This is a genomic window from Solimonas soli DSM 21787 (assembly GCF_000474945.1).
GTDB lineage: Bacteria > Pseudomonadota > Gammaproteobacteria > Nevskiales > Nevskiaceae > Solimonas > Solimonas soli.
The window spans coordinates 16645-37784 of sequence record NZ_AXDW01000010.1; the positions used below are offsets into that span (position 1 = coordinate 16645).

Genomic DNA, 21140 nt, shown 5'->3' on the forward strand with positions numbered 1-21140 from the left:
AACACAGTGCTTTCGAAAGCAAGGACGAACTTCATTATCTTGATATTCGGAAGCTTCGTTAAGCTAATAAAAAAGCAAGGGAATTCTGAAGGTGCTTCGTGCTGAGTGACATTGCCTGCTTCCTGGCGGCCGCCGTGCTCTTCGTGCCGCTGTTCCGCAGGCTCGGGCTCGGAGCGGTGCTCGGCTACCTCGGCGCCGGCATCGCCATCGGTCCGGCGGGTCTCGGGCTCATCGACGAGCCGGAGCGCGTGCTGCACTTCGGCGAATACGGTGTCGTGCTGCTGCTGTTCATCATCGGCCTCGAACTGCAGCCCAGCCGCCTGTGGGCGATGCGCCGCACCGTGTTCGGCATCGGTGGCGCGCAGGTCGCGCTCAGCTGGCTGGTCCTGACGCTCATCGCCGTGGCGCTCGGCCTCGATCATCGCTCGGCGCTGGTCGCCGGTTTCGGCCTCGCCATGTCGTCGACGGCGATGGTGCTGCAGATGCTCGCCGAACGCCGCGAACTGAATGCGCGCCACGGCCGCGTGGCGTTCTCCATCCTGCTGTTCCAGGATCTCAGCGTGATTCCGTTCCTGGCGCTGATTCCGCTGCTCGCCGGCAGCGGCGGCGACGTGCACGGCGGCAGCTGGACCCTGCACTGGCAGGCCGCGGTGAAGACCCTGGCGATGTTCTTCGTCGTCGTGCTCGGCGGTCGCTACGCGGTGCGGCCGGTCATGAAGCGCGTCGCTGCCGCGGAAACGCCGGAACTGTTCACGGCCGCGGCCCTGCTGATCGTCGTCGGCACCGCGCTGGCGATGTCGGCGGTCGGCCTGTCGATGTCGCTCGGCGCCTTCCTCGCCGGCGTGCTGCTGTCGGAGTCCGAGTTCCGCCATGAACTCGAGGCCGACATCGAGCCCTTCAAGGGCCTGCTGCTCGGCCTGTTCTTCATCGCCGTCGGCATGTCCGCCGATCTGTCCCTGCTCGTGGCGCGGCCGATGCAGATCGTCGGGCTGGTCGTCACCCTGCTGGCGGTCAAGGCCTTCGTGCTGTGGGCGATCGCGCGGCTCGACGGCCTGAGCGGCGACAGCGCCGGCGCGCTCGCCGCCTCCCTGGCGCAGGGCGGCGAATTCGCCTTCGTGCTGTTCTCGGCGGCGGTCGCCGCCAGCGTGATGAGCGCCGAGCTGTCGGCGCTGCTGGTGCTGGTGGTGACGATCTCGATGATCGCCACGCCGCCCTTGTTCTCGCTGCAGATGCGCATGCGCAAGCGCAAGGAAGCGCGGCCCTACGACGACATCCAGACCGACGAGCACGAAGTGCTGATCGCCGGCTTCGGCCCCTTCGGCCAGATCGTCGCGCGCATCCTGCGCGTCAAGCGCATCCGCTTCACGGTGCTCGACAAGGATTTCGAGCACGTCGACTTCGTGCGCCAGTTCGGCAATCGCATCTTCTACGGCGACGCCAGCCGCCTCGACCTGCTGCGCGCCGCGCACGCCGACAAGGCGCGGCTGTTCGTGCTGGCGATTCCCGACATCGAGGCGTCGCTGCGCACCGCCGAAACCGTGCGCCGGCATTTTCCGCAGCTGCGCATCTTCGCCGCCGCGGTCAATCGCCAGCACGCGCTTCGCCTCATGGACATCGGCATCGCGCCGGGCGACGTCGTGCGCCGCAGCTATTTCTCCTCGCTGGAGATGACGCGCCGCGTGTTGCTGGGCATGGGCGACAGCGACGATGCGGCGCGGCGCGCCGTCGATCGGTTCCGCGATCACGACGAGCAGGTGCTGCTGCGCCAGTTGCAGGTGCCGCGCGACGACCTGCAGAAGATGCGCCAGACCACGGCCGACGCGGCCGCCGAACTCGAACAGCTGTTCGCCGAAGACCCGTCGCCGACGGCGGCGCAGGGCGACCCGACTTGAGCGATCACGGCAGCATGATTGCGCACACCGTCGTCGCGCTCGTCGCGCTCGGCATGGGTCTCGCGTTCGTGTCGGCCGACCGCCGTTCGCCGACGTCGCGCGCGCTGGCGGCGACGTATGCCTACATCGGCATTTCCATCTACCTCAACATCGTCTGGACCGGCGAGTGGACGACCGCGGACGGTGCGCTGCCGCGCTGGGCAGGCTGGTTCGCGTTGCCGGAAGCGGCGGCGACGGTGACGATGCTCGAGTGGATCATCCGCGTGCGGCGCACGGTGCCGGTCAATCTCGATCTCGACACGCGCTTCGGCGATCGCGTGCTGCGCAGCGGCCAGCTCGCCGGCGTGATCTACGGCCTCGTCTCGCTGTTCTGGCCGGACGTGCGCCTCACGCATTTCCTGCGCGCCAGCGCCAATCCGGCGCTGTTCCTCAGCGGCGGTTTCTGGCTGTTCGCGGCGCCGCTGCTGTACGCGGTCGCCGCCGGCTTCGTCGGCATCCTGCTGCTGCTGAACCGCCGGCCCGATCGCGCCGAGACGACGCGCGTGCTCGCCATGGCGATCGCCGTGCCGTTCCTGGTCACCGCCTTCGTGCTGCCGGTCGACGCGGCGGCGGTGTCGGTGATCCTCGGCGAGATCATCTTCTTCATCGGCTCGACGCATTACCACGTGCTGCAGGGCCAGCGCGGGCAATTCATGTCGCGCTTCCTGTCGCCGCAGCTCGCCAAGCTGGTCGGCGAGCAGGGCCTGGCGCGCGCCATGCAGGAATCGCAGCGCGAGATTTCGGTGGTCTGCTGCGATCTGCGCGGCTTCACGCCCTACGCGGCCGCCACGCCCTCGTCGCGCGTGCTGCAGGTGCTGCGCGAGTATTACGACGCGGTCGGCGCGGTGGTCTCCGAGTACGAGGCGACGATCAAGGATTTCGCCGGCGACGGCATCCTGATCCTGGTCGGCGCGCCGCTGCCGATTCCATATCACGCGACGCGCGCGCTGGAGATGGCACAGCGCATCCGCGATCTCGGCCTGGCGCTGACCGAGCGCTGGAGCACGCCGCAGCACCGGCTCGGCATCGGTCTCGGCGTCGCCACCGGCATGGTCACGGTCGGCGTCATCGGTTCGGCTTCGCGTCTCGAATACACGGCGGTCGGCTCGGCGGTGAACCTCGCCTCGCGGCTCTGCGAGCAGGCGGCGAGCGGCGAGATTCTCGTCGACGTGCGCACCGCCGATCTCGCCGGCAGCGAACTGCTGCAGGCCCGCGAGGCGATCGTCGTGAAGGGCTTCGGCGAGCCGGTGCCGCGCTACGCCCTGTAGCGGCCTAGGTTTCGCCGACCGCGACGCCGATCCGGCCGTCCTCGGCGACCCAGGCGCGGAACATCGCGCTCGAATTGAACGGCAAGGCGATGTGGCCGGCGTGGTCGATGGCAATGCAGCCGCCGCGTCCGCCGTAGTGCGCGACGCGGCCGAGCGCGTGCGCGCCGGCCTCGGCGAGCGAGGCGTGCGCATAGCGCAGGCGCGCGTCGACTTCGAAGCCGAAGCCGGCGCGGATGAACGCCTCGCCGGTGCCGGTGCAGGAAATCGCCGCGCTGCGGTTGTCGGCGAACGTGCCGGCGCCGATCACCGGCGTGTCGCCGATGCGGCCCGGATGCTTGTTGGTGAGGCCGCCGGTGCTGGTCGCGGCGGCGAGATCGCCGCGCGCGTCGCGCGCCACGGCGCCGACGGTGCCGAAGGCTCCGTCGGCGTCCGTGCGCGGCGAATCATGCGTTGCCGCCGATTCGGCGTAAGCCGAATCGTGATCGAGTACGATGACGTTCTGCGTCTGCGCCTTGCGCAGCTGGCGGCGCCGCAGCTCGGTGATGAAGTACGCGGGTTCGACGACTTCGAGGCCGAGCTCGGCGTTCAGCGCGTCGGCGCCGGCGCCCATGAACATCACGTGCGGCGAGCGTTCCATCACCGCGCGTGCCAGGCGCACCGGGCTCTTCGAGCGCTGCACGCCGGCGACCGCGCCGCAGGCGCGATCGCGGCCGTCCATGATCGCCGCGTCGAGCTCGGGCAGGCCGTCGCGGTTCAGCACGCCGCCGATGCCGGCATTGAACAGCGGGCATTCCTCGAGGCGGATCACCATGCGCTCCACGGCATCGAGGCTGGTCGCGCCCTGGCGCAGCATTTGCAGGCCTTCCTCGGCGATGCGCTGCAGGGCGGCGCGTTGCTCGCGCGTGTCGACGCCGGCATCGAGTTCGCCGGCGCCGCCGTGGATGGCGAGACGGATCATGGTGCGTTCCGGAGCAGGAAGGGCGCTGAGCCTAGCGCTAGTCAGCGCCGCGAGGAAGCCGGAAGATCGCCCATCCGAACGGACGCACACTTGGGGGGAAGCGGTGAACGGAGTGCTGGCGGCGGTCCTCGTCTATATCGCCTTGCAGGTGCTGGTGTCGTTCGCCGCCTCGCGGCGTGTCGCCAGCGAATCGGACTATCTGCTCGCCGGCCGCAGGCTCGGCCCCTGGCTCGCCACCTTCGGGGTGTTCGCGACCTGGTTCGGCGCCGAGACCTGCATCGGCGCCGCCGGCGAGGCGTATCGCGGCGGCTTGCGCGCGGTGGCCGCCGATCCTTTCGGTTACACGCTGGGTCTCGCCGCCGCCGGCCTGTTTTTCGCGGCGACGCTGTGGCGGCGCAATCTGACCACGCTCGCCGATCTGTTCCGCCAGCGCTACGGCAGCGGCGTCGAGCGCTTCACCGCCGTGGTGATGATCCCCGGCTCGCTGCTGTGGGCGGCGGCGCAGGTGCGCGCCTTCGGCCAGGTGCTGGCCTCGACCGGCGATCTCGGCGTGGTCGCGGCGACCACGCTTGCCGCCGCGGTCGTCGTCGCCTACACGGCGATCGGCGGCATGTGGGCGGATTCCTGGACCGATCTCGTGCAGGGCATCGTGCTGATCGCCGGCGTCGCCGCGATCGGTGTGGTCTTCGCCGTCGACGGCGGTTTGGCGCAGCTCTCGATCGGCGGTATCGGTGCCGCCGCCGATGAAGCGCCGCGGCCGCTGATCGAGGCGCTGGCTGTGCCGATTTTCGGCACGATCGCCGCGCAGGAACTGGTCGCGCGCTTTCTGGCGATGCGCAGTCCGCGCCTGGCGCGCGGCGCGACGATCGCCGGCGCATTGCTCTATCTCGCGGTCGGCTCGGTGCCGGTGCTCATCGGCCTCGGCGCGGCGGCGACGCTGGGCGAGCCGTTCGAGCCGGAACAGCTGCTGTCGAAGATCGCCCAGGCGCAGCTGCCGCTGCCGCTCTACGTGCTGTTCCTCGGCGCGCTGGTTTCGGCGATCCTGTCGACGCTGTCGGGCACGCTGCTGGTCGCCGGTTCGCTGGCCGCGCACAACCTCGCGGCGCCGCTGCTCGCGCGGCATCGCGGCGCGCCGCTGTCCGAGCGCCAGCGCCTGCGCTTCAACCGCGTCGCGGTGGTGGCGTTCGGCGTGCTGTCGTACCTCATCGCACTCGGCTCGGACAGCATGTACGAGCTGGTCGAGGAAGCGTCCGGTCTCGGTTCGTCCGGCGTGTTCGTGATGATGCTGGCGGCGCTGTGGCTGCCGCGCTTCGGCGGCGCCGCGAGTGCGGTCGCCGCACTCGTCGTCAGCGTCGCCGTCTACCTGCTCGGCGAGCACCTGCTGGCCTGGGATTACCCGTACCTGGCGTCGCTCGGCGCGGCTTTTCTCGCCTACGCGGTATGCGCGCCGCTGCGCGCTCGGCGCGGCGACGCCGGCGGCGCTCAGTATTTGATCGAGCAGCCGTAGGGTCTGGTGACCGGCGAACGGACCGGCTTGCCGGCCATCGCTTCGGCGAGCGCGGTCTTCACGTAGGGCTTGGCCCTGGCGATGTCGTCGACGTCGGTGCTGGCAATGCTGTCGATGCCGCCGGCGTAGAGCAGCGTGCCATGCCGATCGACGATGAACAGCTGCGGCGTGGTCCTGGCGTCGTACAGATGGCCAAGGGTGCCCGAAGGATCGAGCAGCACCGCGCTCGGTGCCGCGCCGCGCTTGAGCGTCAGCGCATCGGCCTCGGCGCCGCTGACGTGGCCCTGCTTGCCGGGCGCCGACGAAATCACGCTCAGCCACACGGCACCCTGCGCGGTCGCCTCTTTCTGCAGCGACTGCATGTTGCCCCGGTAATGCTTCTGCACGAACGGGCAGCCGTCGTTGGTCCATTCGAGCACGACGAACTTGCCGCGGTAATCGGACAGTCTGATGGTCTGGCCCTTGCTGTCGGTCGCCGCGAAATCCGGTGCCGGGGCGCCGACTTTCGGCGCGGCGAAGACGGCGCTGCTGATCAGCAGCGCGGCGGAAGCGAGAGCGGCGATGCGCATGGCATGACTCCTTGGGGCGGGACCGGCGTTCATTCGAGCGCGCCGGCGACCAGATCCGGCGTCAGCAGCTGCGGCAGGATCTTCGGCTCGCCGCCGCGCGCGTAGACCAGATACAGCGGCACCCCGTTGCGCCCGAAGCGCGCCAGCTCGGCGGTGATGGCCGGATCGGCATTGGTCCAGTCGGCGACCAGCACGGCGACATTGGCGTCTCGGAAGCGCTGCTCGACGCGCTCCGAACGCAGCGCGACACGCTCGTTGACCTTGCAGCTGAGGCACCAGTCGGCGGTGAAGTCGACGAAGATCGTGCGCCCTTCGCCGCGCAGCTCGGCGACGCGCTGCGCCGACCACGGTTCGGACGCGTATGCGCCGATGCCGGCGGCGGCGGCCTTGCTCTCGCCCTGTTGCGGCAATGTCAGCAGCAGCGCCGCGGCGAGCGCCGCGGCGGCGAGCTTGGCGAGCGCCGCGACGAGTCCGTGCGCCGTCCACAGCCACAGCACGAAGGCGATCAGCACGAGGCCGACCATGAGCTGCGCGGCGGCGCCGACGTCGAGCTGACGCGCCAGCACCCAGACCAGCCAGACCACCGACAGATACAGCGGAAAGGCCATCAGCTGCTTGAAGCGCTCCATCCAGGCGCCCGGTTTCGGCAGCAGGCGCGCCGCCGCCGGCACGAAGCCGATGACGAGAAAGGGCAGGGCCAGGCCGAGCCCGAGCGCCGCGAACACGGCGAGGGTGATGGCCGCCGGCTGCAGCACCGCGTAGCCGATCGCCGCGCCCATGAAGGGGCCCGTGCAGGGACTGGCGACGACCACGGCGAGCACGCCGGTGAAGAAGGCGCCGGCGAGACCCGGCTTCTCGGTGAGCGACTGGCCGAGATTCATCAGGCGTGCGCCGAAGCTGGCGACGCCGGACAGCGACAGGCCGAGCGCGAACAGCAGATACGCGAGGGCGCCGACCACCAGCGGCGATTGCAGCTGGAAGCCCCAGCCGGCGACCTTGCCGAGCCTCTGCAGCACGAGGATCGCCACGGCGATCGCCACGCAGGACAGCACCACGCCGGCGCCGTAGGCGAGCGCCTGCGCGCGCTGACCGGCGTGGCCGGCGCGCGCCAGTGACAGCGCCTTCAACGACAGCACCGGGAACACGCAGGGCATCAGGTTGAGGATCAGGCCGCCGAGCAGGGCGAAGCCGAGCGCGGCGAGCAGGCCCAGCGGTGCGCTGCCGGTGTCGCGCGCGGCGGTCGGCGACGCCCTCAGCGCGGCGCCGGCCTCGTCGTCCTGCGCGGCCGGCGCGCGCGCGGCGACCGCTGCCACCGCGCCGGGCTGCGCCTTGATCTCGTAGGCCTGCGTGCGGCCGTCGCGGGTGACGACGACGACGCCCTCGACGGTCTTCGGCGCCTCGACGAAATAGGCGCTCGCCGCCTGGCTGAGGCGCAGGGTGTCGCCGTCGCCGGCGATGCGCTGCGGCGCCGCGTGATTGACCAGGTCGCTGGCGTAGGGGAAGAAGGCGATGCGCGCGGCACCGGCCAATGCCGCGTCGCGCAGCTGCAGCGACACGGTGTCGTCGGCGACGCTGAACTGCGCCGGCCAGGCCACGGCCCGCGGCACGGCGGCGCGCGCCCGCGCGAAGGCAGCCTGCCAGCGACCATCGTCCGGCGCGGACTTCGCGTCGGCGGCGACCGGCAGGCGCAGCGTCAGCGCGGCGCTGCCCGGAATGCAGATGTCCTTGCACACCAGCCATTTCGCGGTCGCCGCGAGCGTCTGCTCGCCGTGCGTGCCGGCGGCGACTTCGAGCGGCACGAGATGCAGCACCTCCTCGCCGTAACCGTAGTTGACCAGATCGCCGAGGCGTTCGGTCGAGGGATACGGCCAGACGATGTCGCCGGCCGTGATGCCCTTCGGCAGCTGCCACTCGAGCTTGGTCGGGATGCCGGAATCGCCGGGATTGCGCCAGTAGACGTGCCAGCCGGCAACCGGCTTGATGCGCAGCGCCACCCAGTTGGTCCGGCCGGCGCTCAGCGCGGTGTGCTCGGCGACCAGCTCGGCCTCCAGCTGATCGGTGCGCACGGTTTCGGCCGCCGCTCCGAGCGGCGCGGCGATCAGCAGGCACAGCAGCAGGCGGCGGATATTCATGGAGAAGTCGGCGGCAAAGCGTTCTAATGACCGGCGGGCTGCGGTCGAGTTCAGGGCGAAGAATATCGAATGAGGCACTTCATCATCGGCTTGCTGCGGATCGGCGCCCTGCTCGCCGGTCTGTGCCTGTGGGCGGCACCGGCGCAGGCGATCGATACCGTGCGCTGCGGCTCGCGGCTGGTCAGCATCGACATGACGGCGGCGGAGGTGCTCGGCGCCTGCGGCGAGCCGAGCTACCGCGACGTCTGGGCGCAGCCCGGCTACGGCCCGAACTACCTCGGCGCCATCGAGGAATGGACGTACAACCTCGGTTCCAGCCAGCTCCTGCGCGTGCTGCGCTTCCGCAACGGCCGGCTGCAGCGCATCGACGTCGACGGCTACGGCTTCGCGGACGACGGGCCGGGGGACTGCACGCAGAGCGGCATCGTCCGCGGCATGAGCAAGTACCGGCTGGTCGCGCAGTGCGGCGAGCCGGCCACCAAGAGCGTCGACGTCGTGCAGGTGCCCGTCGACCGCCGCGATCGCGTCTACGATCCGCGTGCCTCGTACAACAGCTGGGAGACGGTGCTGCGCGAGGAATGGGTCTACAACTTCGGCGCCAGCCGCTTCCTGCGCATCGTGCAGATCGACAACGGCCGCGTGACCGACGTTGAATTCGGCGGGCGCGGCTACGATCGCTGAAGCGCGCTATCGCGCGCCGCACGCGGCCCGTAAGATCGCCGCACGACGTCATTGTCCGAAAAGAACACGTCCGAAAAGTTGGGGGAGTGCTCATGGCGAAGGGCCGCAGGTACGACATCGTGCTGTTCGGGGCGACGGGCTTCACCGGCCGGCTGACGGCCGAGTATCTCGCCCGCAACGGCGGCGACACGCTGCGCTGGGCGCTCGCCGGGCGCTCGCCGGACAAGCTCGGGGAGGTGCGCGCGCGCCTCGTCGATCTCAACGCCGGCTGCCGCGGCATCGATTTGCTGCAGGCCGACGTCGACGACCCCGCCTCGCTGCAGGCGCTGGCCGAAAGCGCGCGCGTGGTCGTCACTACGGTCGGCCCGTACATCGTGCACGGCGAGCCGCTGGTGGCGGCCTGCGCGGCGGCCGGCACCGACTACGTCGACCTGACCGGCGAACCCGAATTCGTCGACCGCATGTGGCTGAAGTACCACGATACGGCGCGCACCAACGGCGCCCGCATCGTGCACTGCTGCGGCTTCGACAGCCTGCCTGCCGATCTCGGCTGCTGGTTCACCATGCAGCAGATGCCGGAGGACGTGCCGCTGCGCGTGCAGGCTTTCGTGCGCGTCGGCGGCACCTTCTCCGGCGGCACCCTGCATTCGGCGGTGCTGGCGCTGTCGCGGCTCGGCCTGTCGGGCAAGGTCAAGCGCGCGCGCCGCGCGCGCGAGGGCTGGCCGGTCGACCGCCGCGTCGGTGGCCTGCATCACGGCCTGCGCTATGTGCGTGAGATCGGCGGCTGGGCGGTGCCGGCGCCGGTCATCGATCCGCAGATCGTGCAGCGCAGCGCCGCCGCGCTCGATCGCTACGGCCCGGATTTCCGCTACGGCCACTACCTGCAGCTGAAGAAGGCGAGCTCGGTCGCGCAGCTGCTCGGCGGCACCGCCGCCGTGCTGATCGCCGCGCAGTTCAAGCCGACGCGCGAGCGCCTGCTGAAGATCCGCGGCCCCGGCGACGGACCGAGCGAGGCGCAGCGCGCCAAGGGCTGGTTCAAGGTGCACTTCATCGCCGAGGGTGGCGGCAAGACGCTGCGCTGCGAAGTCGCCGGCGGTGATCCCGGCTACGGCGAGACCGCGAAGATGCTCGCCGAGTCGGCACTGTCGCTGGCGTTCGACAAGCTGCCGCGCACGGCCGGCTGCGTGACGCCGGTGCAGGCCATGGGCAACGCGCTGATCGAGCGCCTGCAGCGCCGCGGCATCCGTTTCCGCGTCCTGGAATGAGCACGAGGCCCGACCCATGAGACTCTGGCTGTCGATCGGTGCGCTGTACGGTTTTCTCGGCGTCGCCTTCGGTGCGTTCGGCGCGCATGCGCTGCGCGCGCGGCTGTCGCCGGATCTGCTCGCGGTGTGGAAAACCGCCGTCGAGTACCAGTTCTATCACGCCGGCGCCCTGCTGCTGATCGGCCTGTGGCTACGCGCGCAGCAGAGCCCCGCGCTGCAGGTGGCTGGCGTCTGCTTCGCGCTCGGCGTGCTGCTGTTCTCGGGCAGCCTCTATGCGCTGGCCCTGAGCGGCGTGCGCGGCCTCGGCGCGGTCACGCCGCTCGGCGGGCTGCTGTTTCTCGTCGGCTGGCTGGCGCTGTTCGTTGCCGCGCTGCGCTCCGCGTAGCGCTTCAGCGCCGCATGGCGCTGCGCAGCGCGTCCGACACCTGGCCGAGCACGCGTTCGATCGCTTCATCGAAATCGCGCGACAGCTGACCGCGCAGTGCCACCAGTTCGCGATCGATCTTCTGCTCGAGCGCCTCGACGCGCGCCTCGAGTGCGGCCAGCTGCGCCTGCGCGGCGGGCGGCAGCTTCTGCTGCAGCTCGCGGATGCTGTCCTGCAGGGCGACGAGCTCGGCGGCGGCCGGCGCCGTCACGGCGGACTCGGCGGCCGGCGGTTCTTCATCGAGTCCGGCGGCGGCGAGACTCTTCTCGATCTCCTGTGCGCTGTTCTGCTGCTCGACCGATTCGAGCACGCGCAACAGATGCGCGGGCGTCGGCGGCTTCGGCAGCACGTCGACGGCACCCTGTTCGCGCGCTTCGGCGACGAAGGCGTCGCCCTCGTTCGAGGAGCAGATGATGACCGGGATCGTCGCCGTCTCCGGGTCAAGCTTGAGCTGGCGCAGCGCCTCGAAGCCGTCGACGTCCGGCATGATGTGATCGAGGAAGATCAGATCGGGACGCTGCTGCTTGAGCGCCAGATACGCCTGCTGGGCGCTGTCGGCGGTATCGACCTTGAACGAGCGGCTCTCGAGATAGCGGCGCAAGGCGAAACGCGCCGACTTGGAATCGTCGACGACCAGTGCGGTTCTCTGCATGCATCCCCCCGGAGGCTCAAGACGGTGAACGGTCGCGAATCTAGCATCGCGCTTCGCCGGCGTGCACGACGCCGCGTGCCGATGTCGGCCGGACGGGCATTGCGTGGGGACGAGTGGTGCGCGCCGCCGACTTTTGCGCTGCGCAAATGCGAACGGCGACGCGGTGAGGCGTCGCCGTTCGCAGTGCGCCCCAGACAAAATGAGCGCGGAGCCTTGCGGCGCCGCGCTCAAGTTGCGGGCCTTGAACTTACTTTTTCTTCGCTTTTTTTGGAGCAGCTTTCTTCGCTTTCTTGGCAGCAGCCATGGCACATCTCCTTTCAAGCCAGAAATATGGCGACCCCGTGTGCCCCCAGGCGCACAGTCGGTCAACCACGACTGATCGTGGCACTGCCACATTCCCAACACAATAGGTAGTGGTTGATGATCCGACGAACGGTCATTTTATGTCCGCCCCCGGAGGCCTCGTGAGCGAGCCTTCCCGCACCGCGGGCCTGCGGCCGGCGCACTGGCGCGCGGCACTCGCCGTGCTGCATGCGGTATGGCACGAGCAGCGCGTCGCCGACGCCACGCTGCAGGCCTGGTTTCGCGAGCATCGCGAGATGGGCGGCCGCGATCGCGCGCAGCTGAGCGGCCTGCTGTACGGCGTGCTGCGCGACGCGATGCGGCTCGCGCGCATGTGCGGCAGCGCCGCCGATGCAGGGCTGCTGCTCGCCGCTCATGTGCTCGATCGCGGCATCAGCGGCGTCGACGCATTGCGCGCGCTCGCCGGCGCGACGGCCGATGAAGCGCAGCAGTGCCTCGCCGCTTGCGACGCGACGCGTCTGTCCGACGCCGAGCGCCTCAACGTGCCGGCGCCCGTTTGGGCGGCATGGCTCGCGCAGTACGGCGAAGCCGAGGCCGCCGCGCTGGCGCTGGCCTTGAATCGCGAAGCCCCGGTCGATCTGCGCGTCAACACGCTGAAGGCGACGCGCGACGACGCCATCGCGGCACTGGCCGCGGAGGGCATCGCGGCGGCGCCGACGCCGCACGCGACGACCGGCCTGCGCCTCGCACGGCGCGTCGCGCTGCAGAACACGCGCGCCTGGAAAGATGGCTGGATCGAGCCGCAGGACGAAGGCAGCCAGCTGCTCGCGGCGCTGGTCGCCGCGCGGGCCGGCGAATGCGTGGTCGACTACTGCGCCGGCGCCGGCGGCAAGACCCTGGCGCTCGGCGCGGCGATGCGCAATGCCGGCGAACTCTGGGCTCTCGACGTGGCGCCGGCGCGCCTGGCGCGCCTCGATCCGCGCGCGCGCCGCGCCGGCCTGCGCGAGATCCGAACGCAGGCCCTGCCGGCCACTGACTGGCACGCGCGATACCGCGAACGCTGCGACGCGGTGCTGGTCGACGCGCCATGTTCCGGCACCGGCACCTGGCGCCGCAATCCGGAGCTGCGCCTGCGGCCGCTCGATCTCGACACGCTGGCGGCGCAGCAGCGCCGCATCCTCGAGGCGGCTGCGCCGCTCGTGAAGCCTGGCGGACGTCTCCTGTATTCGACCTGCAGCGTGCTGGCGGCGGAGAACGAGGCGGTGGTGGAAGCCTTCCTGCGCGAGCACCCGCACTTCGAACCGCAGCCGGCCGGCGAACGCCTGGCGCTGCCGGCGCTCGCATGCGGCGAACCCTGGCTGCGTCTGCTGCCGCAGCGGCATGGCACCGACGGTTTCTTCGCGGCCTGCCTGCGGCGGCGCTGAGGCCTTGCTGACAGAAGGCTGACGTATAAACGACTTACCTGCGCCAAGGGGGTTCTCTCGTAACGCTTCATCAAATTTTGAATCTGATTCAATATGCGCACCTTGTTCATCGCGGTGCAGCATGGGGATTCGGGAAAGACGGCAAAGGGAGGTCGCCGGGCGCGAACAGCGTTTCCTGGGGGCGGCGCGCGATCTGATTCGCCAGGACGGCCTGCTCAATCTGCAGATGAGCAAGGTCGCCGAGAAATGCGATTACGCAGTCGGCACCCTGTATCAGCATTTCGTCTCGAAGGAAGATCTGCTGGTGGCGCTGGCGACCGACGAGGCGCAGGAACGTGTCGACATGTTCCAGCGCGTCCACGACTGGCGGGCGAGCACGCGCGAGCGCATGATTGGCTTCGCGGTCGCCGACATGCTGTACGCGCGCCGCAATCCCGGGCATTTCCGGCTGTTCCAGTTCGCACTCACCGAAGTCGTGTGGGGCGCGGCGCCGGCGTCGCGGCGCCAGGCCTGTCTCGATGCGAACGCGCCGCTGCGCCAGCTCACGCTGGCACTGATCGACGAGGCGGTGCGCAAGGGCGATCTCGATCTGCGCGGCCTGCGGCCGGACGAGGTGTGCCTGGCGCCGTGGGCGATGGCGTTTGGCATGCACTCGATCATGCACACCGAGGGATTGCTGGAGCACCACGAGGTCCGCGAGCCGTATCACCTGATGCTGCGGCATCTCAGCGAGCTGTTGAACGGCCTGGGCTGGAAGCCGCTGGCCGATCCCATGAACCACGCCGCCTTCGATGCACTGGCGGAACGCATTTGCAAAGAGGTCCTGCATGAATACGTCTGTTAAGGGGTTTGCCAGGAATCGCCCGGCCCTTGCCATCGCCGCGACCGTGCTGGCGACGGGTTGCGCCGTCGGGCCCGACTTCAAGACACCAGAGGCGACGAAGACCGATCGCTACACCGCCGAAGCGCTGCCGCAACAGACGGTGAGCACCGACGTCGCCGGCGGCGAGGCGCAGACGCTGCGCAGCGGCGCGACGATTCCGGCGCAGTGGTGGCAGCTCTACGGTTCCGAGTTGATCTCGCAGCGCATCGATCAGGCGTTCACGCACAGCCCGACGGTCAGCGCCGCGCAGGCGGCACTGCGTCAGGCGCAGGAAAACTTCAAGGCGGCGAGCGGCAGCTACTTCCCGCGCGTCGACGGCAATGCCTCGGTGACGCGGCAGAAGATCAATTCGGCGACGCTGGCGCCGGGTTCCAGCGGCGGCTATCTCTACAACGTCTACGGCGCGTCGGTCGACGTGTCGTACACGCTCGATCTGTTCGGCGGTGTGCGCCGCTCGGTCGAAGCGCAGGCCGCGCAGGCCGAGTACCAGCAGTACCAGCTCGAAGGCACATACCTGACGCTGGCATCGAACGTCGTCACCGCGACCGTGCAGGAAGCCTCGCTGCAGGCGCAGGTCACGGCAACCGAGGACATCATCAAGGCGCTCGAAGAGCAGCAGCGCATCACCGAGAAGCAGTACGAACTCGGCGGCGTGGCGCTGACCGACGTGCTGGCGGCGCGCACGCAGCTCGAAGCGATCCGCGCGACGATTCCGGCGCTGCGCCAGCAGCTCGCGCAGACGCGCAACCAGCTGGCGATCTATCTCGGCCGCCTGCCGTCCGAGCAGGAAGCGGTGACGCTCGATCTGGCGCAGATCACGCTGCCGCAGGACGTGCCGCTGTCACTGCCGTCGCAACTCGCGCGGCAGCGCCCGGACATCCGCGCCGCCGAAGCGCAGCTGCACGCGGCGTCGGCCAACGTCGGCGTGGCCACGGCGAACCTGTATCCGAGCCTGACGATCAGTGGCAGCTATGGCTCGCAGGCCGGCCGTGACGCCGATCTGTTCAAGTCGGCGAGCGAGGTCTGGTCGGTCGCCGCCGGCCTGGCGGCGCCGATCCTCCACGGCGGCGAACTGCGCGCGCGCAAGCGCGCCGCGGTCGCGGCATACGACGAGGCGCTCGCCAATTACCAGCAGACGGTGCTACAGGCCTTCGCCAACGTGGCCGACAGCCTGCATGCGCTGAGCAACGATGCCGACGCGCTGCACTCCCGCCACGCGGCGCTGACCAGCGCCGAGAAGAACCTCGATCTCGTGCAGCGCTCGTATCGCGCCGGCGCGGTCGGCTATCTGAACGTGCTCGACGCGCAGCAGCAGCACCAGCAGGCCAAGATCAATTTCATCAACGCGCAGGCCGCGCGCTACAGCGACACCGCCGCGCTGCTGCAGGCGCTCGGCGGCGGCTGGTGGAACCGCGACGCGCAGAGCACGACGGCTTCGGCGCAGCCGTAAGCGCCGCGCGGATTTCCGTTCATCACCTTCAACAAGGTTTGGGGATACACATGAAGCGCTGGGGCATCCTTGCACTCATCGTCATCGTCCTGGTCGTCGTCATTGGCGGACTCAAGGCTTTCGGCATCTACCAGATGATCCAGGGCTTCAAGGCCCAGGGCGAGCCGAAGTTCACGGTCTCGACCGAGCGCATCGAATCTACCGAATGGCAGCCAACGCTGAGCGCGGTCGGCAGTCTGCGCGCGGTGCGCGGCGTGATGCTGACGACCGAAGTGTCGGGCCTGGTCGACAAGATCCGGTTCCGGTCGGGTGACGAGGTCAAGGCCGGCGATGTGTTGCTGCAGCTGGTCGACGATTCCGATATCGCCGCTGCCGACGCCTTGCGTGCGACGCGCGATCTGGCACGCACGGTCTATGCGCGCAGTGTCAAGCAGTTTGACGCGCAGGCGATCTCGCAGGCGCAGCTCGACAGCGACAAGGCAACGCTGGCCGGCGCCGAAGCGCAGCTCGCGCAGCAGGAAGCGCTGGTCGCCAAGAAAACCATCCGCGCGCCGTTCGCCGGACGGCTCGGCATCAGCACCGTCAATCCCGGCCAGTATCTGAATCCCGGCGATGCGGTGGTACCGCTGCAGCAGCTCGATCCGATCTATGTCGATTTCAGCCTGCCTCAGCAGGCGCTGGCCTCGCTGAAAGTTGGCGCGCCGCTGCGCATCGCCGTCGACGCGTTTGCGGGCGAGTCCTTCGAAGGCAGTATCAGCGCTGTCGATCCGATCGTCGATGCCGATACCCGCAACATCAGGGTGCAGGCCACCGTGCGCAACCCGCAGCGGCAACTATTGCCGGGCATGTTCGCGACAGTCGCGCTGGAGTCGGGCTCGCCGCAGCAGTATCTGACGCTGCCGCAGACAGCGATCACCTACAACCCGTATGGCGAGACGGTGTTCGTGGTGATCAAGCGTGGCGACGCCGGCAAGTTGGCCGACAACAAGCCGGCGGACCTGCGTGAGCACGAGGCGATCGATGCCGCCAACGCCAAGCTCAACGCCAAGGCCGAAGCTTCGAAAGCGGCCGACGCGCCGCCGGGCGACGCTGATGTGCTGGTTGCGCACCAGGTGTTCGTCAAGGTCGGCGCGACGCGCGGCGGCCAGATCGCCATCCTCGACGGCCTCAAGGCCGGCGACGAAGTCGTCACCAGCGGCCAGCTGAAGTTGAAGAACGGCGCTGCCGTGGTCATCAACAACACGGTACAGCCGCCTTCCGACCCGGCCCCGCAGCCGGTCGATCAGTGAGCACGCTCCCGCGGAGCCCATCGCGATGAATTTCACCGATCTCTTCATCCGCAAGCCGGTGCTGGCGAGTGTCGTCAGCTTGGCGATCCTGGTGCTCGGCCTGCGCGCGCTGTTCGGCCTGCCGGTACGCGAGTATCCGGAGACGCAGACCGCGACAGTCACCGTCAGCACGCTGTATTACGGTGCCAGCCCCGACGTCGTCGCTGGTTTCATCACCACGCCGCTCGAAGCCGCGGTGGCGCAGGCGCAGGGCATCGACTACATGACCTCGTCGAGCACCAGCGGCGTGTCGACGATCACCGCGCGCCTGCGGCTCGACTACGACGGGAATCAGGCGCTCGCCGAGATCAATACCAAGGTCAATTCGGTGCTCAACCAGCTGCCGGCGCAAGCCCAGCAGCCGGCGCTGAGCCTGTCGACTGGCGAAACCACGGCGTCGATGTACATGGCGTTCACCAGCGACACGCTGGCCGGCAATCAGATCACCGACTATCTGATCCGCGTCGTGCAGCCCAAGCTGCAGACGGTGCCCGGGGTGCAGAAGGCCGATCTGATCGGCGGCCGGCAGTTTGCGCTGCGCGCCTGGCTCGATCCGGTGCGACTGGCGGCGACGGGTGTTACCGCCACCGATGTCTATTCCGCACTGGCGGCCAACAATTATCTGTCGGCGATCGGCAAGACGCGCGGCGAGATGATCAGCGTCAACATGACCGCCGGCACTGATCTGCATTCGCTCGACGAGTTCCGCAATCTGGCGATCAAGCAGGGCAACGGCGCGATCGTGCGGCTGCAGGACGTCGCCAACGTCACGCTCGGCGCCCAGGATTACGACAGTACCGTTGCCTACAATGGCAAGACCGCGGTCTACATCGCGATCGACGTCGCGCCGGACGCCAACGTGCTGACGGTGATGAAAGGGGTGCGCGAGCTGTGGCCGGAGATCGAGCGCAGCCTGCCGGCGGCGCTGAAGGGCAAGATCGGCTACGACGCCAGCGAGTATGTGCAGAGTGCCATCGACGAGGTGGTCAAGACGCTGATCGAAGCGCTGCTGATCGTCACCGTGGTGATCTTCCTGTTCCTCGGCAGCCTGCGCTCGGTGCTGATCCCGGTGATCGCGATGCCCTTGTCGCTGATCGGCGGCTTCTTCGTGATGCTGGTGCTCGGCTACTCGATCAACCTGCTGACCTTGCTGGCGCTGGTATTGGCGATCGGCCTGGTGGTCGACGACGCCATCATCATCGTCGAGAACGTCGACCGGCACATGAAGGAAGGCAAGAGCGCGACGCGGGCCGCGCTGCTGGCGGCGCGTGAACTGGCCGGCCCGATCGTCGCCATCTCGGTGGTGCTGATCGCGGTCTACGTGCCGATCGGCTTCCAGGGCGGACTGACCGGCAAGCTGTTCTCGGAGTTCGCGTTCACGCTGGCCGGTGCCGTCGCAGTGTCGGCGGTGGTCGCACTGACGCTGTCGCCGATGCTGTGCGCGCGCTTCCTGCGCATCGGCGATCACGACAGCCGCTTCGTCAAGCTGATCGATCGCAACATGGAGCGCGTGACACGCCTGTATCGGCGCCTGCTGTGTGCGATGCTCGAAGCCTGGAAGCCGGTGGTGGTGTTCGGCTTCATCGTCATTGTGCTGATCATGCTGATGCTGAAGCTGACCCAGCAGGAGCTGGCGCCGGCGGAGGACCAGAACGTCGTGATGGCGCTGACCACGGCGGCACCGGATGCCAGCGTCGATCAGATGGATCTGTACTCCCGGCAGGTCCATGAGATTGCCGCCAAGCGTCCGGATTTCCAGCAACTGGTGCAGATCAACGGCGTACCGGAGCTCAATCAGGGCCTCACGCTGTTTCTGTCCAAGCCCTGGAGCGAACGCAGCGCCAGCACCACGCAGATGCAGGCGGAGCTGCAGCAGGAATACAGCAAGATTGCGGGCGCCAACATCTTCGCATTCCTGCCGCCGTCGCTGCCGGGTTCGGACGGCGGCTTGCCCGTGCAATTCGTGATCACCACCACGCAGCCGTTCGAGAACCTCCATCAGGTTTCCGACGCGGTGATGCAAAAGGCGCAGGCGACCGGCAAGTTCTGGGTGCTCGACAACAGCCTCAAGTTCGATGCACCGCAGACCGTGGTCAGCGTCGATCGCGACAAGGTTGCGCTGATGGGCCTGAGCATGCAGGACGTTGGCCAGGCGCTGGGGGCGATGCTCGGCGGTGGCTACGTCAATTACTTCAGCATTGCGGGGCGTTCGTATCGCGTGATTCCTCAGGTCGAGCAGAAGCACCGACTCAACGTCGATCAACTCAAGGACTACTACATCCGTGCCGGCAACGGCACCGTGGTGCCGGCGTCGACGGTGATCACCCTGAAGACCGCGACCGTGCCGCAGTCGATTCCGCACTTCCAGCAGCTCAATGCCGCGACCATCCAGGGCGTCTTCAACGGCACGCAGGGCGAGGCGCTGCAGGCCCTGCGCGAGATCGCCAGCGAAACCCTGCCGGAAGGCTACAACATCGACTATGCGGGCGAATCGCGGCAGTACATCCAGGAGTCCGGCGCGTTCCTGGTCACCATGGCGTTCGCGCTGATCATCATCTATCTGGCGCTGGCCGCGCAGTTCGAAAGTTTCATCGATCCACTGATCGTCATCATGTCGGTGCCAATGGCGATCTTCGGTGCGATGATCTTCGTGTTCCTCGGCGTGCTGCATGCGACGCTGAATATTTACACGCAAGTCGGTCTGGTGACGCTGATCGGGCTGATCGCCAAGCACGGAATCCTGATCGTCGAGTTCGCCAATGAACTGCAGATGCAGGGTCGCAGCAAACTGCAGGCGATCGAAGAAGCCGCTGCGATCCGCCTGCGCCCGATCCTGATGACCACCGCGGCGATGGCGCTGGGCGTGGTGCCGCTAGTGATCGCCTCCGGTGCCGGTGCCGTCGGTCGCAATCACATGGGGCTGGTGATTTTCAGCGGGATCCTGATCGGCACGCTGTTCACCCTGTTCGTGGTGCCGGCGATGTACAGGTGGCTGGCCGCCGAGCATCGCAAGGCAGAAATCGCGGACGATGAGAACATCGACCTCGTCCGCCCGGCCGCCGGCGTTCCCTAAGCATCGGGCGCGGGTTGGGTGACCCCGCGCTCCGCCGCGGGGTTTTCGTTTTGGCCGTTCCGCCGCGCTAAAATGTCAGCCCGGCCGCAATGCACGGCCGCCGCAATACCCCCAGCGAGAACGCAATGGCTTATTCCCGTATCGTCGGCACCGGCAGCTATCTGCCTGCCCAGGCCCTGAGCAATCAGGAACTGGAAGCGCGGATCGAAACCAGCGACGAGTGGATCTTCTCGCGCACCGGCATCCGCAGCCGCCACGTCGCGGCGCCCGACGAGAAGACCTCCGACCTTGCGCTGCACGCCTCGCGTCGCGCGATGGAAATGGCCGGCATCGAGGCCAGCGACATCGACCTGATCGTCGTCGCCACGACCACGCCGGACATGATGTTCCCGTCGACCGCCGCGCTGCTGCAGCACAAGCTCGGCATCAAGGGCTGTGCGGCGATGGACGTGCAGGCCGTCTGCACCGGCTTCGTCTACGCGCTCGCCGTTGCCGACAAGTTCGTCGCCAGCGGCCAGAGCAAGTGCGCGCTCGTGGTCGGCGCCGAAGTGTTCTCCCGTCTCCTCGACTGGAGCGATCGCCGTACCTGCGTACTGTTCGGCGACGGCGCCGGCGCCGTCGTGCTCAAACACAGCGAAACGCCGGGCATCCTGTCGACGCATCTGCACGCCGACGGCAGCCAGAGCGGCATCCTCAACGTCGACGGCGCGGTCCACAACGGCGAGATCACCGGCCGCGCCTTCGTGCACATGGACGGCGGCGCGGTGTTCAAGTTCGCCGTGCGCGTGCTCGACGAGGTCTGCCGCGAGACGCTGGCCGCCCACAACATGAGCGGCGCCGACATCGATTGGCTGGTGCCGCACCAGGCCAACATCCGCATCATCATGGCCACCGCCGACAAGCTCGGCCTGCCGCGCGAGCGCATCGTCACGACGGTCGAGCGGCAGGGCAACACCTCGGCCGCGTCGGTGCCGCTGGCGCTCGATACCGCGGTGCGTGACGGGCGCATCGGGGCCGGGCACAAGGTGCTGCTCGAAGCGGTCGGCGGCGGCATGACCTGGGGCTCTGCGCTGCTGGTGTTCTGAGAGCGCGAATTCGTCTGCTGCACGAGATAGGCCCTGCTTGCAGCGGCGACTTCTTCGCGCGGCGAGTGGGTGCGCCTTCTCCAGGCCGCCGCAGGGCGAAAGCAAAGGCCGACCGAGAAGTACAGTGTTTAGACGATGCGGCGCGCCCGCAGCGCCCGGCTGGCCGCTCATGCCATGACGACGGCGCGGTTCGATCGAATGTTCCGC

16 protein-coding genes are annotated in these 21140 nt (G+C 68.6%); 12 read left to right on the top strand and 4 right to left on the bottom strand.

From position 1 onward, the window contains the following. The first annotated feature begins 98 nt into the window (after positions 1–98). Both K344_RS0106015 and K344_RS0106020 read left to right on the top strand, forming a co-directional pair. Positions 99–1892 carry a monovalent cation:proton antiporter-2 (CPA2) family protein gene (locus K344_RS0106015; protein WP_028079906.1) on the top strand — a complete coding sequence of 598 codons (1794 nt, stop codon included), beginning with the start codon at positions 99–101 and terminating at the stop codon, positions 1890–1892. 14 nt (positions 1893–1906) lie between these two features. Next, on the top strand, positions 1907–3199 hold the full coding sequence (locus K344_RS0106020; RefSeq protein WP_043113928.1) for an adenylate/guanylate cyclase domain-containing protein: 1293 nt from the start codon (positions 1907–1909) through the stop codon (positions 3197–3199). 4 nt (positions 3200–3203) lie between these two features. On the opposite strand, the gene K344_RS0106025 is transcribed toward K344_RS0106020, so the two are convergent. Further along, the gene (locus tag K344_RS0106025) at positions 3204–4157 is read right to left on the bottom strand and encodes an isoaspartyl peptidase/L-asparaginase family protein (protein ID WP_028079908.1); all 954 of its coding nucleotides are present in this window, start codon (positions 4155–4157) and stop codon (positions 3204–3206) included. Between the two features lie 103 nt (positions 4158–4260). Here K344_RS0106025 and K344_RS0106030 point away from each other — a divergent pair, with 103 nt between their 5' ends. Further along, positions 4261–5664 carry a sodium:solute symporter family transporter gene (locus K344_RS0106030; protein WP_028079909.1) on the top strand — a complete coding sequence of 468 codons (1404 nt, stop codon included), beginning with the start codon at positions 4261–4263 and terminating at the stop codon, positions 5662–5664. Here K344_RS0106030 and K344_RS0106035 read toward each other — a convergent pair. Further along, positions 5640–6233 carry a redoxin domain-containing protein gene (locus tag K344_RS0106035; protein ID WP_028079910.1) on the bottom strand — a complete coding sequence of 198 codons (594 nt, stop codon included), beginning with the start codon at positions 6231–6233 and terminating at the stop codon, positions 5640–5642. The genes K344_RS0106030 and K344_RS0106035 overlap by 25 nt on opposite strands. Positions 6234–6262: 29 nt before the next feature. After that, positions 6263–8365: a protein-disulfide reductase DsbD family protein gene (locus K344_RS0106040; RefSeq protein WP_043113929.1), complete on the bottom strand. Its 2103-nt coding sequence runs from the start codon at positions 8363–8365 to the stop codon at positions 6263–6265. A gap of 69 nt (positions 8366–8434) precedes the next feature. Between K344_RS0106040 and K344_RS0106045 the strand changes: the two genes are divergently transcribed. The 3 genes from K344_RS0106045 to K344_RS0106055 all read left to right on the top strand — a co-directional run bounded on the left by K344_RS0106045 (position 8435) and on the right by K344_RS0106055 (position 10696). Continuing rightward, positions 8435–9046, top strand: coding sequence for a DUF2845 domain-containing protein (locus K344_RS0106045; protein ID WP_051361943.1), 612 nt, complete (start codon positions 8435–8437; stop codon positions 9044–9046). 92 nt (positions 9047–9138) lie between these two features. Beyond that, a complete protein-coding gene (locus K344_RS0106050; protein WP_028079913.1) occupies positions 9139–10311 on the top strand; it encodes a saccharopine dehydrogenase family protein in 1173 nt (390 codons plus the stop codon). A gap of 16 nt (positions 10312–10327) precedes the next feature. Further along, positions 10328–10696, top strand: a complete 369-nt coding sequence (locus tag K344_RS0106055) for a DUF423 domain-containing protein (protein WP_028079914.1) — start codon at positions 10328–10330, stop codon at positions 10694–10696. Between the two features lie 4 nt (positions 10697–10700). On the opposite strand, the gene K344_RS24280 is transcribed toward K344_RS0106055, so the two are convergent. Next, positions 10701–11387, bottom strand: a complete 687-nt coding sequence (locus K344_RS24280; RefSeq protein ID WP_028079915.1) for a response regulator — start codon at positions 11385–11387, stop codon at positions 10701–10703. A 464-nt stretch (positions 11388–11851) separates the two neighbouring features. Between K344_RS24280 and K344_RS0106065 the strand changes: the two genes are divergently transcribed. The 6 genes from K344_RS0106065 (at position 11852) to K344_RS0106090 (ending at position 20933) form a co-directional block, all read left to right on the top strand. After that, positions 11852–13114, top strand: a complete 1263-nt coding sequence (locus K344_RS0106065) for an RsmB/NOP family class I SAM-dependent RNA methyltransferase (RefSeq protein WP_051361944.1) — start codon at positions 11852–11854, stop codon at positions 13112–13114. Positions 13115–13235: 121 nt separating this feature from the next. Then, positions 13236–13958 (top strand): TetR/AcrR family transcriptional regulator, encoded by a 723-nt coding sequence (locus K344_RS0106070; RefSeq protein WP_028079917.1) that lies wholly within the window; start codon positions 13236–13238, stop codon positions 13956–13958. Continuing rightward, on the top strand, positions 13942–15447 hold the full coding sequence (locus tag K344_RS0106075; protein ID WP_028079918.1) for an efflux transporter outer membrane subunit: 1506 nt from the start codon (positions 13942–13944) through the stop codon (positions 15445–15447). Before K344_RS0106070 ends, K344_RS0106075 begins: the two co-directional genes overlap by 17 nt. Before the next feature lie 50 nt (positions 15448–15497). Further along, positions 15498–16736 (top strand): efflux RND transporter periplasmic adaptor subunit, encoded by a 1239-nt coding sequence (locus K344_RS0106080; protein WP_043113931.1) that lies wholly within the window; start codon positions 15498–15500, stop codon positions 16734–16736. A 25-nt stretch (positions 16737–16761) separates the two neighbouring features. Then, complete coding sequence (locus K344_RS0106085; protein ID WP_028079920.1) at positions 16762–19848, top strand: efflux RND transporter permease subunit; 3087 nt, start codon at positions 16762–16764, stop codon at positions 19846–19848. Positions 19849–19973: 125 nt separating this feature from the next. After that, positions 19974–20933 carry a beta-ketoacyl-ACP synthase III gene (locus K344_RS0106090; RefSeq protein WP_028079921.1) on the top strand — a complete coding sequence of 320 codons (960 nt, stop codon included), beginning with the start codon at positions 19974–19976 and terminating at the stop codon, positions 20931–20933. Positions 20934–21140 lie beyond the last annotated feature (207 nt).

Bases quoted from the DNA above. Each gene is read 5' to 3' on its own strand.
- K344_RS0106050 (WP_028079913.1), top strand. From the start codon at position 9,139: ATGGCGAAGGGCCGCAGGTACGACATCGTGCTGTTCGGGGCGACGGGC.
- K344_RS0106020 (WP_043113928.1), top strand. From the start codon at position 1,907: ATGATTGCGCACACCGTCGTCGCGCTCGTCGCGCTCGGCATGGGTCTC.
- K344_RS0106090 (WP_028079921.1), top strand. From the start codon at position 19,974: ATGGCTTATTCCCGTATCGTCGGCACCGGCAGCTATCTGCCTGCCCAG.
- K344_RS0106070 (WP_028079917.1), top strand. From the start codon at position 13,236: ATGGGGATTCGGGAAAGACGGCAAAGGGAGGTCGCCGGGCGCGAACAG.
- K344_RS0106040 (WP_043113929.1), bottom strand. From the start codon at position 8,365: ATGAATATCCGCCGCCTGCTGCTGTGCCTGCTGATCGCCGCGCCGCTC.
- K344_RS0106080 (WP_043113931.1), top strand. From the start codon at position 15,498: ATGAAGCGCTGGGGCATCCTTGCACTCATCGTCATCGTCCTGGTCGTC.
- K344_RS0106055 (WP_028079914.1), top strand. From the start codon at position 10,328: ATGAGACTCTGGCTGTCGATCGGTGCGCTGTACGGTTTTCTCGGCGTC.
- K344_RS0106075 (WP_028079918.1), top strand. From the start codon at position 13,942: ATGAATACGTCTGTTAAGGGGTTTGCCAGGAATCGCCCGGCCCTTGCC.
- K344_RS0106085 (WP_028079920.1), top strand. From the start codon at position 16,762: ATGAATTTCACCGATCTCTTCATCCGCAAGCCGGTGCTGGCGAGTGTC.
- K344_RS0106025 (WP_028079908.1), bottom strand. From the start codon at position 4,157: ATGATCCGTCTCGCCATCCACGGCGGCGCCGGCGAACTCGATGCCGGC.
- K344_RS0106045 (WP_051361943.1), top strand. From the start codon at position 8,435: ATGAGGCACTTCATCATCGGCTTGCTGCGGATCGGCGCCCTGCTCGCC.
- K344_RS24280 (WP_028079915.1), bottom strand. From the start codon at position 11,387: ATGCAGAGAACCGCACTGGTCGTCGACGATTCCAAGTCGGCGCGTTTC.
- K344_RS0106035 (WP_028079910.1), bottom strand. From the start codon at position 6,233: ATGCGCATCGCCGCTCTCGCTTCCGCCGCGCTGCTGATCAGCAGCGCC.